This is a genomic window from Ilumatobacteraceae bacterium, from assembly GCA_033344875.1.
Lineage (GTDB): Bacteria > Actinomycetota > Acidimicrobiia > Acidimicrobiales > Ilumatobacteraceae > Ilumatobacter.
In genome coordinates this window covers 1,359,663-1,374,841 of record JAWPMO010000001.1, presented here as the reverse complement: position 1 = coordinate 1,374,841, position 15,179 = coordinate 1,359,663, and the positions used below count along the sequence as shown (strand labels likewise).

The following is a 15,179-nucleotide window of genomic DNA, read 5'->3' as shown; positions in this document are numbered from 1 at the left end:
TCGGAACACTGTCACACCCCGTCCGTACGGTGCATCTCACGTTGACTCCAACGGATCGGGTCACTCGCCCCGAACAACCAGCAGCAAGAACAGGGAGACGAAATCACATGCCCAACGACCGCGAAAAGTCACTCGACATGGCACTCGCCCAGATCGACAAGCAGTTCGGCAAGGGCTCCATCATGAAGATGGGCGACAAGACCACGATGGGCATCGAGGCCATCTCGACCGGCGCGCTGCCGCTCGACCTCGCCCTCGGCGTCGGTGGGTTGCCCCGTGGACGCGTGACCGAGATCTACGGCCCGGAGTCGTCGGGTAAGTCCACGCTGGCCATGCACGTGGTCGCCGAGGCCCAGCGCAACGGTGGCGTGTGCGCCTACATCGACGCCGAGCACGCGATGGACCCGGTGTACGCCAAGGCGATCGGGGTCGACATCGACCAGTTGCTCATCAGCCAGCCCGACACCGGCGAGCAGGCGCTCGAGATCGTCGACATGTTGGTGCGCTCGGGTGCGATCGACGTCGTCGTGATCGACTCCGTGGCGGCATTGACGCCGCGAGCCGAGATCGAGGGCGACATGGGCGACAGCCACGTCGGTCTGCAGGCCCGCCTGATGAGCCAGGCGCTGCGCAAGCTCACCGGCAACCTGAGCAAGACCAAGACCATCGCGATCTTCATCAACCAGCTGCGCGAGAAGATCGGCGTGATGTTCGGCTCGCCCGAGACCACCCCCGGTGGTCGTGCGCTGAAGTTCTACTCGTCGGTCCGGCTCGACATCCGCCGCATCGAGTCGCTCAAAGACGGTGCCGAGGTGGTCGGCAACCGGACCAGGGTCAAGGTCGTCAAGAACAAGGTGTCGCCGCCGTTCCGCCAGGCCGAGTTCGACATCATGTACGGCAAGGGCATCAGCCGCGAGGGTGCGCTGCTCGACATGTCGGTCGACCTGGGTGTCGTCAACAAGTCGGGGGCATGGTTCACGTACGAGGGCGAACAGCTCGGGCAGGGCCGCGAGAACTCCAAGAACTTCCTCACCGAGAACCCCGAGGTGATGATGGAGATCAGCGACAAGGTGATGATCGCCTGCGGTCTGAAGGTCGACCCGAACGCTCCGGTCGAGGGCGACGCCGAGGCCTTCAGCGAGGCCGACGACGAGCCGATCAGCCTCGACTGAGGGCCATCGAGATGTCGGTCCCGCAACGGCTGACCATGGTGACGTTGGGCGTCGTCGACCTCGACCGGTCGACGGCGTTCTACGAATCGCTCGGTTGGCGTCGCTCGTCGGCATCGCAGGAGACGGTGACGTTCTTCCGCATGCAGGGCAGCGCGTTGGGTCTCTTCCAGCGCGCCGCCCTGGCGGAGGATGCCGGTGTCGATCCGGAGGGCACCGGTTTCCGCGGCGTCACGGTGAGCCTCAATTGCGCCGACCGCGACGAGGTCGATGCGGTGTTCGGCGAATGGGTCGCCGCCGGCGCCGTTCCGGTCAAACCTCCCGAGCCGGTGTTCTGGGGCGGCTACTCGTCGTACGTCGCCGACCCCGACGGCCACCTGTGGGAGATCGCGCACAATCCGTACGCACCCAACGACGCCGACGGGCTCATGCCGCTGCCCGACTGAACCCGGTCGCTGACCGACCCCGAGCGTGGTCAGCGAACGACGTCGCCGGCGGTGTCGATCGGGTCGTTCCACATGCTCAAGTGCGTGCGATCGCCGGTGTACGGGTGAGCGCGGGCGAACGACTCGTCGAGTTCGACGCCGATGCCTGGCGCCGTCGACGGGATGAGGCGTCCGGCCTCCCACTGGATCGGCGACGTCAGCAGGTCGGCATGGAAGCCGCTGTTGTCCATGATCGATTCGATGATCAAGAAGTTCGGCGAGCACGTCGCCAACTGCATGTTGGCGGCGAGTCCGATCGGTCCGTTGTAACAGTGCGGAGCGATCTGGGCGCCGAAGGCTTCGGCGAGGGCGGCGATCTTCTTGCCCTCCAGCAACCCGCCGGCACGACCGAGGTTGAGCTGGATGATCGAAGCCGCGCGAGCTTCGAGCACGCGGGCGAACTCGTATTTCGTCGTGAGCCGCTCCCCGGTCGCGATCGGCACCGAACTCTGGGCGGCGACCTGGGCCATGGCCCCCACGTCGTCGGGCGGTACCGGCTCTTCGAACCACAGCGGGTCGTACGGAGCGATCTCGCGAGCGATCCGGAGAGCGCCACCGGCGGTGAACTGTCCGTGGGTGCCGACCAACAGGTCGGCGCGGTTCCCGACGGCCGCTCGGATCTCACGGACGAACGCCACCGTGCGCTCGACGTCGACCAGTCGCGGCTGATGGCCACCCATCGCGGTGTATGGGCCCGACGGGTCGAACTTGACGGCGTCGAAGCCGCGCTCGACTTCGTCGACCGCGCGGGCGGCGGCAGCGGTGGCGTCGGCGTAGACGTCCGCCGTGTCGTCGGGCCGGGGATACAGATAGGTGTACGACCGGAGCGACTCGTGCACACGGCCGCCCAACAGCTCGTACACCGGGCGATCGGCTGCCTTGCCGATGATGTCCCAGCACGCCATCTCCAACGCGCTCACGCACCCCGACAGGGTCACGTCGGGACGTTGGGTGAAACCGCGGCTGTAGGCGCGCCGCCAGAACCGTTCGATGTGGTGCGGGTCCTCGCCGACCAGGAAGTGGTCGGCGAGATCCTCGATCGCAGCCGCGACCACCTGGGGTCGGAACGTGGCGCCGTACGCCTCGCCGTACCCGACGATGCCATCGTCGGTGGTCAGCTTGACGAACACGAAGTACTGCCCGCCGAACGACGGTGGTGGGTTGCCGACCACGAAGGTCTCGACGGCGTCGATCCGCATCGTCACGCTCCTTCGTGATCGAACACGATCACGTTGCGGAGCGCAGCGCCGGAGCGCACTTCGTCCATCGCGTCGTTGATGTCCTCGAGCGGGAATGTTCGACTGACGAGGCCGTCGAGTTCGAGTCGTCCGTCGTGGTACTTGGCGACGAGCTCAGGGATGTCGCGGGCGATGACCGACGTGCCCATCTTGCTGCCGAGGATGCGCTGGTTGCGGGCGGCGAGCGCACCGGGGTCGAAATGGCCCGCCACGCCGGTGGCCGGCATGCCGACCACCACGATGGCTCCCATCGTGCCGACCAGGTGCTCCGCGCTCGCGAGTGCCGCCGGCGCCCCGGTGGCGATGAAGACGTAGTCGGCCATCTGGCCGTCGGTCAGCTCGGCCACGACCGCTGCCAGATCCTCGGACGACGGGTCGACGGCGTGCGTCGCCCCGAGATGAATCGCGAGATCGAGCTTGGCGGATTGGAGATCGGAGGCGATCACGGTTGCTGCTTTGGCGATCGCAGCGCCCTGTACGACGTTGAGGCCGACGCCGCCGCACCCGAGTACGACCACGGTCGAGCCCGGGACGACCGCTGCCGTGTTGAGCACGGCGCCGACGCCGGTGATGACCCCGCACGCGAGGAGTGACGCCGATGCCGCGGCGACCTCGCCGTCGATCGGGACGATCTGTGACGCGTGCACGACCACGTGATCGGCGAACGCGGCCGTGCGCATGCCGTGCGCGATCGGTGCACCGTCTCGATCACTGAGCGGCGTCACGGTGTCGAGCGCGAACGTCTCACCGCACGCGACCTCGGCGCCGCGCTGGCAGCGGGGGCATTCGCCACACGATCGGATGAGCGTCACGACGACACGTTCCCCGGTCTCGAAACCGACGCCAGGGCCGACGCCGATGATCTCACCGGCGGCCTCGTGGCCCCACACGGCCGGCAGCTCGCCGCCCCACTCGCCGTCGGCGTACGAGACGTCGCTGTGACAGATGGCGACGGCATCGACGCGAACGAGGACTTCGCCGGGTCCGGGATCCGCCAGGGTGAGCTCCTCGATGAGGAGCGGCGAGTCGAACTCGCGACACACGGCGGCTCGGACGGTCGTGGGCATCAGAGGCCGGGCTTCCAGATCATGAGCACGAGACCGATGACCAAGCCGAGGTGGGTGATCCCGGTGCCGGCGGCGAGCTTCGACGATGCCGACTCGCTCGTGTCGGTGATCGCCGGTCGGATCAGGAACCAGCTGACCGCCACGAGCACGACCCAGTTGAGGATCGACAGGGTCAGCCAGAGCTGCGACATCTTGTAGGCGTCCTCCGACATGCCGGCGAGGCCCATGCCGACCACCCAGAGCACGACGAGCGCCGGGAAGGTGAGGCGCATGTGGGTGGCGGCCATCGTCTGCGTCTCACCCGACTTGCGCAGCCCCGGATAGAGGAACAGCGGGCCGAAGGCGACGACGGCGGCCAGGATGTGCACCATCGCCATGATGCGGTAGGGGGTCGTCTGGAGCAGGATGGCAATCACGTCCGGCAGGGTAGCGCTGGAGCCGTTCAACTCCCCGTGCCGCGTGCCGGCGGCCGCTCAGAGCTGCTCGATGGCCTCGAGCAGCGCGTTCTCGACGACTTCGGTGAGTGCCGGATGGATCCAGTACGGCTCTTCCGCGATCGCCGCGGCCGTTTGGCCGAACTGCATGGCCTGTATCAGCGGTTGGATCAGGGTCGCGGCCTGTGGTCCCAGGATGTGCGCACCGATGATCAGCCCGGAGTCGGTGTCGACGAGCACCTTGGCGAACGACGTCTCGTCGACCAGCGCCCAGCCGTACGCCGTGCCCGCGTAGTCGCGACGCCCGACGACGAAGTCGTGCCCGGCGGCGACCGCGGCCCGCTCGGTCAGTCCGACCGAGGCCACCTGCGGGTTGCTGAACACCGCAGCCGGCACCGCACGATGGTTGACCTTGCGCTGGTCGCCGGGGTGAGCGATGTTCCAGAACGCCGTCGCGGCCTCGTGGTTCGCGACGTGCTTGAGCTGGAACTCGTTGGCGATGTCGCCGATCGCCCAGACGCCCTCGACGCCTGCTCGCAGGTACTCGTCGACGAGGACGGTGCCGTGATGGCGGCACTCGAGACCGCCGGCCTCCACATCGAGGAGGTCGCTGTTGGGCTCCCGTCCGGTGGCGACGAGCAACTCGTCGACCTCGATGTCGACGCCGTCGTTGTGGATCACGATCGCGCCGCCGCGACGCTCGACCTTCGTCGGCACGTGACCGAGTCGCAGATCGACACGCTCGCCGAACACCTCGGTGAACCGTTCGGAGATGTCGTCGTCCTGTGCGGTCAGCAGCCGCGGTGAACGGTTGATCAACGTGACGCTCGAACCCAGCGCCGAGAACACGTGGCCCATCTCCACCGCGATGTAGCCGCCGCCGATGATGCCCAGTCGTGCGGGCAGTTCGTCGAGACGCATGATCGAGTCCGACGTGTGGAAGCCGGTCTCGACCAGACCGGGGATCTGGGGGATCACCGGGCGGGAGCCGGCCGCAACCAGCACGTTGGGGGCGCTGATCGTCCGGCCCTCGACGTCGAACACCTTGTCGCCGATGAACCGGGCCGTGCCCTGGATCAGCGTCACGTTCTCGGACCCGGTGTCGCGGTAGCGCCGGCCCCCCTCGGCGATTGCATCGATCCGGCCGAAGATCCGGTCGCGGATCGCCGGCCAGTCGGCACCGTTGAACTGGGTGTCGATGCCGAGCTTCGCCCCGTCGGCGGCCTCCACCGCCTTGTCGGCCGGGAGCACGAACATCTTGGACGGGATGCACCCGACGTTGAGGCAGGTGCCGCCGAACGTGCCGCGCTCGACGATCGCGATCTTGCGGTCGGAGAGGTACTCGGGGATCGAGTTCCCCGAACCGCTTCCGATGATGATGAGGTCGTACTGCTCCGTCGTGGCGTCGATGTGGGTCACGGGGACAGTGAACACCGCGACGGCAGCTTCTGTTCCGATGCCCCCGTTAGCCTGGTCGGGATGGAGACGGATGCCCCGCGTCGTTACGCCCTGCGCACGTACGGGTGCCAGATGAACGAACACGACTCCGAACGCATCGCCGGGCTGCTCGAGGCCGACGGCATGGTGCTCGCCGACTCCGAGGACGATGCCGATGTCGTCGTGCTGAACACGTGCTGCATCCGTGAGAACGCCGACAACAAGCTGTACGGCAACCTCGGTCACCTCAAGCCGTGGAAGGACGCCAAAGAAGGCCGCCAGATCGTCGTCTCGGGTTGCCTGGCCCAGAAGGACCGGGAGCTCGTCGCGCAGAAGGCCAAGCACGTCGACGTCGTGATGGGCACCCACAATGTCCATCGAGCGGCCGAACTGCTGCACGAGGCTGCCGACGCGAGCGGCCCGCTCACCGAGATCCTCGAAGCTGCGGTCATCGACGACCACGCCCTGTTCCCGTCGGCGCTGCCCGCCCGACGCGAGACCAGCTACAACGCCTGGGTGACGATCCAGATCGGCTGCGACAACAACTGCGCGTTCTGCATCGTGCCGGCGGTTCGCGGCGTCGAGATCAGCCGGCCGTACGCCGACATCCTCGACGAGGTGCATCACCTCGCCGATGCCGGCGTCACCGAGGTCACGCTGTTGGGCCAGAACGTCAACTCCTACGGCCGCGACCTGCAGCTGGCGGCTCGCCAGGCCGGCGACAACGAGGCGAAGCTCCGCCCGCTGTTCGGTGACCTGCTCCGTGACGTCGGTGCGGTCGACGGCATCCGTCGGGTCCGCTACACCAGCCCGCACCCGAAGGACATGCGGCCCGAGACGTTCGCTGCGATGGCCGAGACCGACGCCGTGTGCGAGCACCTCCACTACCCGTTGCAGTCGGGCAGCGACCGTGTGCTCGCCCTCATGCATCGCGGCTACACCGGTGAGCGGTACCTCGAACGGCTCACCGAGGCCCGCCGGGTCGTTCCGGACCTCGCGGTGTCGACCGACATCATCGTCGGGTTCCCCGGCGAGACCGACGCCGACTTCGAACGAACCCTCGAGGTAGCCGCCGCAGCCGAGTACGACTTCGCCTACATGTTCATCTTCTCGCCGCGACCGGGCACCGAGGCCGCCGACATGGAAGCCGACTTCGTCGACCCGGCCGTGTCGCGCGAGCGGTTCGACCGGCTCAAAGTCGTGATCGAGCGCTCCGCCCTGGCCAAGCACGAAGCCCGGGTCGGTCGTCTCGAGGAGGTCCTGATCGAGGGACCGTCCAAGCGGAACCCCGACGTCATCTCGGGCAGGACGCGCCAGAACAAGCTGGTGCACTTCACGCCGCCGTTCCCGATTCGCACCGGCAGCTACGCGACGGTCGAGATCACCCGCGGCGCCCCCCACTTCCTCGAAGGGCGGTTCGTCGAACTGCTGGCCGAGCCGACCCACAAGATCCGGATCCCGGTCAACGCGTCGTGAACCCGATCGTGCTCGCCTCCAGCCCGCTCGTCGGGTCGGGGGCGATGCCGCGACCTACCGGGTCGACCGAGCGCTCGCTGCGATGAGTCCTCCCCGGCCGATGCGCGTCGCGGTGGTGGGTCCGACGGCCTCGGGCAAGTCGTCGGTGGCGATGGCCGCCGCGTCCCAGGTGCCAGGGGTCGACCTCGTGTCGGTCGACTCGATGCAGGTGTACCGGGGGATGGACATCGGCACGGCCAAGCCGTCGGCGTCGGAGCGGGCGGCGGTGCGGCACCACCTGATCGACCTCGTCGACCCCGACGCCGACTTCACGGTCGCCGAGTTCCAACGTGCGTACCGCGACGCGGTCGACGAGATCGCCGTCCGGCGCGGCTCGGCACTGCTCGTGGGTGGAACCGGTCTCTACCACCGGGCCGTGATCGACGACCTGGACCTGCCGGGAGAGTGGCCCGACGTGCGCGCCCGTCTCCTCGAGGAGGTCGCCGACCGGGGCGCGACCGCGTTGCACGCCCGGCTGGCCGAACTCGACCCGGTGGCGGCCGCCCGGATGGAACCGACCAACGAGCGGCGGATCGTGCGGGCGTTGGAGGTCTGCGAGGGGAGCGGGCGTCCGTTCAGCTCCTTCGGGCCCGGCCTCGACGCCTACCCGCCGACACCGATCGCTCAGATCGGCCTCCGGTGGGATCGGTCGGTGCTCGCCGACCGCATCGAGACCCGGGTGCACCGCATGATGGCCGACGGATTGCTCGCCGAGGTCGAGGCGCTCGCCGGTCGTGGCCTGTCGCGGACCGCCCGGCAGGCGCTCGGCTACAAGGAACTCCTCGCTCACCTCGGCGCCGAGTGCTCGCTCGACGAGGCGGTCGATCAGATCGTGGTTCGCACCCGCCAGTTCGCAGTTCGCCAACTCAGGTGGTTCGGGCGCGACCCTCGCGTCCGGTGGGTCGACGTCGAGCACGACCCGGTGGCCGAAGCCACGCCGACGGTGGTTGCCGCACTGAGCTCGTGAGCGTCGAACGCCTGCTCACTCGGCGCCGGGCCAACGGTGTTCGAGCCCGAGCCGCAACGTGTCGCCGCTGGTGGTGCGGCTGACCAACTCGCGCCGCTCGCGCTCCCGACGGATCTCGGGCCATTGCTCCAGGTACGCCGCGAGATCAGCCCGATCGCAGTCGTAACGGGCGATCGAGTCGGGGTTGGCGGCACGCAGTGCGACGGCGCCGTCGTAGCCGCCGAACCCCTGCGTGGCGCAGATCGCGCCGCCATCGGCGTCACCGGGCACCGTGGCGCCGCTCAACTCGTACTGATCGACGAACGGTCCGAGGTCGGGATCGACGTGGCGCAGGGTCGGCAGCCCGACCGCGGTGTCGCCCATGACGTACCGCAGCGCGTGGACGACCTCTTTCAGCCCGGCGTCGCCCATCGTGTGGCCGTCGCCGAGCGCCTTGGGTGTACCGACCCGCATCGTCGGGACCGCCGAGCCGCCGCCGAGCTCGGCGGCGATCGATCGCGCGGTGCCGACCGACGTGAGGTCGGTGCGCGAGTTCGTGCGGGTCCCGGTGGCGTGCGCAGCGAGGTAGGCGAAGTCGGAGACGCCGTAGCCGTGGGCCTCGCGGGCGATCCCGAACGCGTTGACGAGGGCGTTCTCGCCACCGAAGCCGACCCCGGCGAAGTGTGCTTTGCCGCCGGTCTCCCCACTCTGCCCCCACCCGGCGATGATCGAGGTGATGTCGAGCCGGTGGCGGAGTGCGACGTCGAGCGTGGTCACGACGAGACCCGAAGCGCCGTCGCCGACGACCGTGCCGCATGCGTCGACGTCGAAGGGAGCGAGCGATTCGGCCACGGTCCGGTGCTCGGCGCTCGTGCGGTCGGCGTTGAGCGACGCGACCTTGTCGGTCGTGACCAGTGCAGCCGGACCGAATCCTTCCAGGACCTCCCATGACGGCAAGGTGCTGGAGTCCGCTGCGGTCCAGATGATGAGGCGCGGCGGCCGCGATCCGGGGTAGTCGGTCAGCATCTGCGGTGCGACATCGGCCAGGGAGATCAGGCTCGACGCGCACGCGCCGACCGAGTTCATCGGTGCCTGCGGAACGCGCATGAGCCCCGACGGCGAGCGGAGCGAGGCCAACAGGTCGGGTTGCTTGGTCGCCTTGGAGAGCGGGTACGACGGCGCGAGCATCGTCGACACGAGCGCCGAACCGTGCGAGAGGAGTGAACTCGCGAGCCGAGCTGCGAACTTGTCGCGGGTGCCCTCGCCACCGGGCGATTCGAGCGCGTCCCACGAGTCGAGACCCGAGAAGGTCGCTGCGGCGACCACGCGGAAGTCGGCGGGCTCGTCGATCATCTCCGCCAGCGGCCGGGGCAGTGCCGCCAGCGCACCGAGCCCGGCGTACGCGAACATCTGGGCCTGCAGCGATGGTCCGAGACCGGGGTCGTCGCTGAACAGACCGTGCATGTCGCGGAACCCGGACGCGCGCACCTCGCCGTAGGTCAGCCCGGCGAGACGACGCAACCCGCCGGTGGCGAGATCGTGGGGGAGCGATGCGGCCACGTCGACCGGCGCGCCTCGGTCGAGGAGTTCTGGGACGGCCCGGATGCCCCGCTCGGCCGCGAGGCGGGCGCCGTGTCGGGCCGCGATCTGTTCGAACGATGCCGGAGACCCGTTCGGCCAGGTGGCGACGATCGAGCCGCGCTCGTCGACGCGCAGATCGACGAGCCCGGCGTCGAACGCGGAGAGTGCGACGGCTTCGGGGGCGCCCTCCATGAGTGCTCTCGCGGTCTCGGTGCTCCCGACCGCCGACAGGGTGCAGGGGGTGCCCACGGTGACGAGGACCCGATGGGCGGGGAGGTGTTGTGGCACGTGGAGTGACCCTAACCAGCCGGAGTCGACGGTGCCGAGGCACCGGACCGGTCCGGATGTCGGAAGGGCATCGAACGCGCAGCGTCATCGCCCCGGCGAACACGTACGCTGGGAGTGCGCATGAGCACACTCACATTGACCAAGCACCACGGCCTCGGCAACGACTTCCTCGTCGTGTTCCATCCCGACGTCGACGACCTGCCGGCGCTGGCCCGTGAGCTGTGCGATCGTCGGCGTGGCATCGGTGCCGACGGACTGCTCGTCGCAACGGCGGCCGACGGATACGCCGCCCGGATGGAACTCTTCAACGCCGACGGCAGCCGCGCCGAGATGAGCGGGAACGGCATCCGCTGTTTTGCGCAGGCGCTGGCAGCGCGACGCGGTGTGCTGACCCGACAGAACATCCTGACCGACGCCGGTGACCGTGTCGTCGAACTCCACGCGACCGACGATCCGCGCACGATCATGGCGTCGGTGTCGATGGGCTCGATCGACCCGATCGCCCAACCCGCCGGGTGGGACGATCTCGGCTGCCATCCCGACCGCCCGGTCGCCCACGTCAGCCTCGGCAATCCGCACAGTGTGGTCGGGGTCGACGACGTCGACGAGGTCGACCTCGCGGTCCTCGGGGCCAAGGTCGCCCAGGTGAACCTCGAGATCGTCGCCCCGGGCGAACGACAGGACGAGATCCGGATGCGGGTTCACGAACGCGGTGCCGGCATCACCGAGGCGTGCGGCACGGGTGCGTGTGCGGCTGCGCACGCCGCCGCGAAGTGGGGCCTTGCCACCCCGCTCGACGGGAAACTGGTGGTGCACATGGACGGCGGGCGTGCCACGGTGGAACTCGACCGGCCGGAGCCCGGCAGCGTGACGCTGATCGGCCCGGCCACCCACATCGCGACGATCGAGATCAGCACCACGTGAACACGCCGTACCAGGAGGCACTCGGTGCCACACTCATCGACCGGTCGATCCGGGAGAAGATCGTCATCGTCGGTGTCCAGCTGCCGGGTTCGACCGAGGAGATGGTCGATGCGAGCCTCGACGAGTTGGAGTTGCTGGTCGACACCGCGGGTGCCGACGTGGTCGAACGTCTGGTGCAGCGCCGTGACGCGCCCGACCACACCTGGTACATCGGCAAGGGCAAGGTCGATGAGCTGAAAGAGATCTGTCTCGCCGTCGACGCCGACACCGTCGTGTTCGACAACGAGCTCGCTCCGGCCCAGCAGTTCAACCTGGAGAAGGTCCTCGGCCGGACGGCGATCGATCGGACGGCGGTGATCCTCGACATCTTCGGTCAGAACGCCCACACGCTCGAGGGCAAGGCCCAGGTCGAACTCGCCCTGCTGCGCTACCGGCTGCCCCGCCTCCGCCGAGGCAAGTCGGCCAACCTCTCCCAGCAGCGAGGTGGCGTCGGTGCACGCTTCGGCGGCGGCGAGACCAAGACCGAGGTCGATCGTCGTCGCATCATGCGACGCATCACCAAACTCGAGGCGGATCTGCAATCGCTCGCCGCCACCCGTGATCTCCAGCGAAAATCACGTCGGGCCAGCGGCCTGGCGAGCGTGGCGATCGTCGGGTACACGAACGCCGGGAAGTCGACGCTGCTGAACAAGCTGACCGATGCCGGCGTCCTGACCGAGAACCGGCTGTTCGCCACCCTCGACCCGACCACCCGTCGTCTCGCGCTGCCCGGTGGTGAGCCGGTCCTGTTGTCCGACACGGTCGGCTTCGTGCGCAGCCTGCCGCACGGGTTGGTCGAGGCGTTCAAGGGCACGCTCGAAGTCGCCGCACTCGCCGACTATCTCGTCCACGTGGTCGATGCGAGCGCGCCCGACCCCGACGGCCAGATCGCCGCCGTGCGCGAGGTGCTGTCCGAGATCGACGCCGCCGAGGTGCCCGAACTGCTCGTGTTCAACAAGGTCGACCTGGCGCCCGACGCCGCTCGCGACCTCGAGGACGAACACGTGGGCTCGGTCGGGGTCAGCGCCGTCACCGGTCAGGGCATCGAACTGTTCCTGCGAACACTGGCCGATCGCCTCCGGGCCTTGACGACCGTGCTCGACCTGCTCATCCCGTACGAGCGTGGCGACGTGTTGGCGTCGGTCCATCGAGAGGGCGAAGTGGTCTCCACGACCGAGGACGCGGACGGATTCCGGGTCAGGGCGAGGTTGTCCGACGCGTCCGCCGGGCGGCTCTCCGACTTCGTCGTCGCGCCCGGGTGACCGCACCTCGGTAGCATCCGGGGCGCATGGACCAGACCGGTTTCGTCCCCCCTCCGTATCCCTACGAGCGCATCGATCGCTTCAAGCCGCTCGGTGCGGGCTTCGAGGGCGGTCTCGTGGATTTCTCGATCGGGACCCCCTTCGACCCGCCACCGGGTGCGGTGATCGCCCGCCTCGCGGACTCGGGCCTCGAGCGCGGCTATCCGCCGAGCATCGGCACCGCCGATCTGCGCGATGCGGTTCACCGCTGGATGGGTCGCCGGTTCGGGCTCGACGTGCCGCCGATCCAGATCGGCGCGTGCATCGGTACGAAGGAGTTCGTCGGCACCTTGCCGCAGTGGTTGCGGTTACGGCGTCCCGATCTCGACACGATCCTGTACCCGGCCATTTCGTACCCGACCTATGAGATGGGTGCCACCTTGGCCGGATGTCGGGCGGTGCCCGTCGCGATGTCGCCGACCGGTGGTCTGCAACTCGATTCGATCGATCCCGCCGATGCCGCACGTGCGCTCGCGTTGTGGGTGAACAGCCCCGGGAATCCCAACGGCGTGCTCGACGACCTCGAGGCCGCCGCCGGTTGGGGACGCTCGCACGGGGTCCCCGTCTTCTCCGACGAGTGCTACGTGGAGTTCACCTGGACGGGGCGGGGGCGCACGATCCTCGAACACGGCACCGAGGGTGTGGTCGCCGTGCATTCGCTGTCGAAGCGCTCGAACCTCGCGGGCACGCGCGTCGGCTTCTATGCCGGCGACGCCGAGCTCGTCCACTACCTCCAAGAGGTCCGGAAGCACGTCGGGATGATGGTGCCGGGGCCGGCGCAGGCCGCGGGTGTGGTGGCGCTCGACGACGACCAGCACGTCGAGGTGCAGCGCGGCCGCTACCTCGCCCGTCTCGAACGGATGGCGACGGTGCTCAGCAGGTGGAGCGGCATCGAGATCCCCTTGCCCGAGGGCGGCTTCTATCTCTGGTTCCATGTGGGCGACGCCTGGGAGTTCACCGAGCGTCTGGCGACCGAGGGCGGCGCACTGGTCAGCCCCGGCGACTTCTACGGCGAGGCCGGTGCCGAGTACGTGCGGGTCGCCGTGGTACAACCGGATACACAAATCGATCTGGTCGCCGGCCGGTTGGGCGTCGGCACCACGAGCCCCCGACCACACGAATGACCGCCACGAATCGCCACACGATGACCGAGGACCACACATGGCTGTGAAATCACGAGGGCGCGGCACCGTCGCCACGCTCGGGCTGTTCTGCCTGTTCGCCGGACTCGTCGGTGGTGCGGTGCTGTACGTCGTCGCCCAGCGCCGACCGGCCCAGACCGTCGACGGTTTCGCCCGGGCACCCGTCGGTTGCAGCACCACGCTCGAGTTCGCCGAGACCGGCACGTTCTACGTGTTCGAAGAGGTCGGTGCCGACGCGACCGAGATCGGCAACGGCTGCGAACCGGTGGCCGACCCGAACGCACGGTTCACCGTCGAGTTCACGGGCGAACTCCGACCGGCGGTGGTCGCGAGCGACGGCGACGACGTCAGCTACGACGTCGACGGGTTCGACGGCCGCTCGGTGCAGCAGGTCGAGATCATCGAGCCGGGGCAGTACACGATCGCCGTGACCGGCGACGACCTGACGGTGGCCGCGGCGATCGGCCGTGATCCGGACGAGGGCGTCGACGGCCTCCGGCGAGCAGCGTTGATCTTGGCGGTCGTTGGGGTGTTGCTCGGTCTGGTGTTGCTGACCCTCTCGGGGCGCCGCTCCAAGCGTGCTGCCGCGGTGACCACACCCTCGGGCCCCGGCTGGGGACCGGCGCAACGGGCGCAGGGCGCGGCCCCCGAGTCGGGTGGCCCCACGACCGGCCAGGTACCGGTGAACCCGCACGCACCACCGACGCCCGACGAGGTGGCGGCGTGGGAGCCGCCGTCGGGTCACGCGTCGGACGGCCCCGAGGCGCCGGAGTTGCCCACACGGGCCGCGCCGCCGAAGTCGGCGGGCGAATCTGCTCCGCCGGGTTCGGATGCGCCGGTGCTGCCGGACACCCCCGGACGTACCTCGGGCACCTGACCCGACGTCAGAGGCGTCGCATCACGGTGACGACACGACCGAAGACGGTCACGTCGTCGGGAGAGAATCGCATCGGTTCCATCGTCGGGTTGGCGGGCACGAGCACGATCTCGGTTCCCTCGACCCGATAGGTCTTGACCGTGGCCTCGTCGCCGGGGATCCCGGCGACGACGATGTCACCCTGGTTGGCCGTGTTCTGCTGGGCGGCGATCACGAAGTCGCCGTCGAGGATGCCGACGTCGACCATCGAGTCGCCTCGAACCCGGAGCATGAAGAGATCACCGGAACCGGTGAAGTCGGACGGCATCGGGTAGAGCTCTTCGACGTTCTCCTGTGCCAGCACGTCGGTGCCGGCCGCGACGTCGCCGACCAGCGGCACGTGCTGCACCGGACGGCGGTCCATCACCACGCCGGAGTTCGGATCCCACCGAACCTCGATCGCGCGGGGCTTGGTCGGGTCGCGGCGCAGGTACCCCAGGCGGGACAGCGTGTTCAGATGGCTGTGCACCGTGGACGGCGACGTCAGGCCGACGGCCTCGCCGATCTCACGAACCGACGGGGGATACCCGCGGTCGCGCATCTGCTCGGAGATGAACTCGAGGATCTGTTGTTGGCGAGCGCTGATCTTCTTGTCGGCCATACCGACATCGTACGGCTGTTCGGTCGGAGAGTCAAACACCTGTTCGGGGACATCTGTTCGATCTTCGGGTTGACGTCGAACGATTGTTCGGGTACA

At 68.7% G+C, this 15,179-nt stretch carries 14 protein-coding genes; 8 read left to right on the top strand and 6 right to left on the bottom strand.

The genetic code is table 11. From position 1 onward, the window contains the following. Positions 1-107: 107 nt before the first annotated feature. Complete coding sequence (gene recA / locus R8G01_06500) at positions 108-1,172, top strand: recombinase RecA (GenBank protein ID MDW3213625.1); 1,065 nt, start codon at positions 108-110, stop codon at positions 1,170-1,172. Between the two features lie 35 nt (positions 1,173-1,207). Beyond that, complete coding sequence (locus R8G01_06495; protein MDW3213624.1) at positions 1,208-1,615, top strand: VOC family protein; 408 nt, start codon at positions 1,208-1,210, stop codon at positions 1,613-1,615. A 29-nt stretch (positions 1,616-1,644) separates the two neighbouring features. On the opposite strand, the gene R8G01_06490 is transcribed toward R8G01_06495, so the two are convergent. Genes R8G01_06490 through R8G01_06475 form a run of 4 tightly spaced genes read right to left on the bottom strand, consistent with a single transcriptional unit; the run spans position 1,645 to position 5,812 of the window. Then, positions 1,645-2,853: a mandelate racemase/muconate lactonizing enzyme family protein gene (locus R8G01_06490; GenBank protein MDW3213623.1), complete on the bottom strand. Its 1,209-nt coding sequence runs from the start codon at positions 2,851-2,853 to the stop codon at positions 1,645-1,647. Between the two features lie 2 nt (positions 2,854-2,855). Next, positions 2,856-3,959 (bottom strand): alcohol dehydrogenase catalytic domain-containing protein, encoded by a 1,104-nt coding sequence (locus R8G01_06485; GenBank protein ID MDW3213622.1) that lies wholly within the window; start codon positions 3,957-3,959, stop codon positions 2,856-2,858. Next, complete coding sequence (locus R8G01_06480) at positions 3,959-4,375, bottom strand: hypothetical protein (GenBank protein ID MDW3213621.1); 417 nt, start codon at positions 4,373-4,375, stop codon at positions 3,959-3,961. Before R8G01_06480 ends, R8G01_06485 begins: the two co-directional genes overlap by 1 nt. Positions 4,376-4,432: 57 nt before the next feature. Further along, positions 4,433-5,812, bottom strand: a complete 1,380-nt coding sequence (locus R8G01_06475) for a mycothione reductase (protein ID MDW3213620.1) — start codon at positions 5,810-5,812, stop codon at positions 4,433-4,435. Between the two features lie 60 nt (positions 5,813-5,872). Between R8G01_06475 and miaB the strand changes: the two genes are divergently transcribed. Then, positions 5,873-7,306 carry a tRNA (N6-isopentenyl adenosine(37)-C2)-methylthiotransferase MiaB gene (miaB, locus tag R8G01_06470; protein ID MDW3213619.1) on the top strand — a complete coding sequence of 478 codons (1,434 nt, stop codon included), beginning with the start codon at positions 5,873-5,875 and terminating at the stop codon, positions 7,304-7,306. 82 nt (positions 7,307-7,388) lie between these two features. Then, positions 7,389-8,312 carry a tRNA (adenosine(37)-N6)-dimethylallyltransferase MiaA gene (gene miaA, locus R8G01_06465; GenBank protein ID MDW3213618.1) on the top strand — a complete coding sequence of 308 codons (924 nt, stop codon included), beginning with the start codon at positions 7,389-7,391 and terminating at the stop codon, positions 8,310-8,312. A gap of 15 nt (positions 8,313-8,327) precedes the next feature. On the opposite strand, the gene R8G01_06460 is transcribed toward miaA, so the two are convergent. After that, complete coding sequence (locus R8G01_06460) at positions 8,328-10,160, bottom strand: hypothetical protein (GenBank protein ID MDW3213617.1); 1,833 nt, start codon at positions 10,158-10,160, stop codon at positions 8,328-8,330. Between the two features lie 120 nt (positions 10,161-10,280). Between R8G01_06460 and dapF the strand changes: the two genes are divergently transcribed. Genes dapF through R8G01_06440 form a run of 4 tightly spaced genes read left to right on the top strand, consistent with a single transcriptional unit; the run spans position 10,281 to position 14,443 of the window. After that, entirely contained in the window at positions 10,281-11,084 is an 804-nt protein-coding gene (dapF, locus tag R8G01_06455; protein MDW3213616.1) for a diaminopimelate epimerase, read from the top strand. After that, positions 11,081-12,385: a GTPase HflX gene (gene hflX / locus R8G01_06450; GenBank protein MDW3213615.1), complete on the top strand. Its 1,305-nt coding sequence runs from the start codon at positions 11,081-11,083 to the stop codon at positions 12,383-12,385. Before dapF ends, hflX begins: the two co-directional genes overlap by 4 nt. Positions 12,386-12,411: 26 nt before the next feature. Further along, positions 12,412-13,548 carry an aminotransferase class I/II-fold pyridoxal phosphate-dependent enzyme gene (locus tag R8G01_06445; GenBank protein ID MDW3213614.1) on the top strand — a complete coding sequence of 379 codons (1,137 nt, stop codon included), beginning with the start codon at positions 12,412-12,414 and terminating at the stop codon, positions 13,546-13,548. Between the two features lie 37 nt (positions 13,549-13,585). Then, positions 13,586-14,443 (top strand): hypothetical protein, encoded by an 858-nt coding sequence (locus R8G01_06440; protein ID MDW3213613.1) that lies wholly within the window; start codon positions 13,586-13,588, stop codon positions 14,441-14,443. 7 nt (positions 14,444-14,450) lie between these two features. Here the strand turns inward: R8G01_06440 and lexA are convergent, their stop codons facing one another. Continuing rightward, a complete protein-coding gene (gene lexA / locus R8G01_06435; protein MDW3213612.1) occupies positions 14,451-15,083 on the bottom strand; it encodes a transcriptional repressor LexA in 633 nt (210 codons plus the stop codon). Positions 15,084-15,179: the final 96 nt, after the last annotated feature.

Bases quoted from the DNA above. Each gene is read 5' to 3' on its own strand.
- R8G01_06440 (MDW3213613.1), top strand. From the start codon at position 13,586: ATGGCTGTGAAATCACGAGGGCGCGGCACCGTCGCCACGCTCGGGCTG.
- R8G01_06445 (MDW3213614.1), top strand. From the start codon at position 12,412: ATGGACCAGACCGGTTTCGTCCCCCCTCCGTATCCCTACGAGCGCATC.
- R8G01_06485 (MDW3213622.1), bottom strand. From the start codon at position 3,959: ATGCCCACGACCGTCCGAGCCGCCGTGTGTCGCGAGTTCGACTCGCCG.
- dapF (MDW3213616.1), top strand. From the start codon at position 10,281: ATGAGCACACTCACATTGACCAAGCACCACGGCCTCGGCAACGACTTC.
- recA (MDW3213625.1), top strand. From the start codon at position 108: ATGCCCAACGACCGCGAAAAGTCACTCGACATGGCACTCGCCCAGATC.
- R8G01_06490 (MDW3213623.1), bottom strand. From the start codon at position 2,853: ATGCGGATCGACGCCGTCGAGACCTTCGTGGTCGGCAACCCACCACCG.
- miaB (MDW3213619.1), top strand. From the start codon at position 5,873: ATGGAGACGGATGCCCCGCGTCGTTACGCCCTGCGCACGTACGGGTGC.
- R8G01_06495 (MDW3213624.1), top strand. From the start codon at position 1,208: ATGGTGACGTTGGGCGTCGTCGACCTCGACCGGTCGACGGCGTTCTAC.
- miaA (MDW3213618.1), top strand. From the start codon at position 7,389: ATGAGTCCTCCCCGGCCGATGCGCGTCGCGGTGGTGGGTCCGACGGCC.
- lexA (MDW3213612.1), bottom strand. From the start codon at position 15,083: ATGGCCGACAAGAAGATCAGCGCTCGCCAACAACAGATCCTCGAGTTC.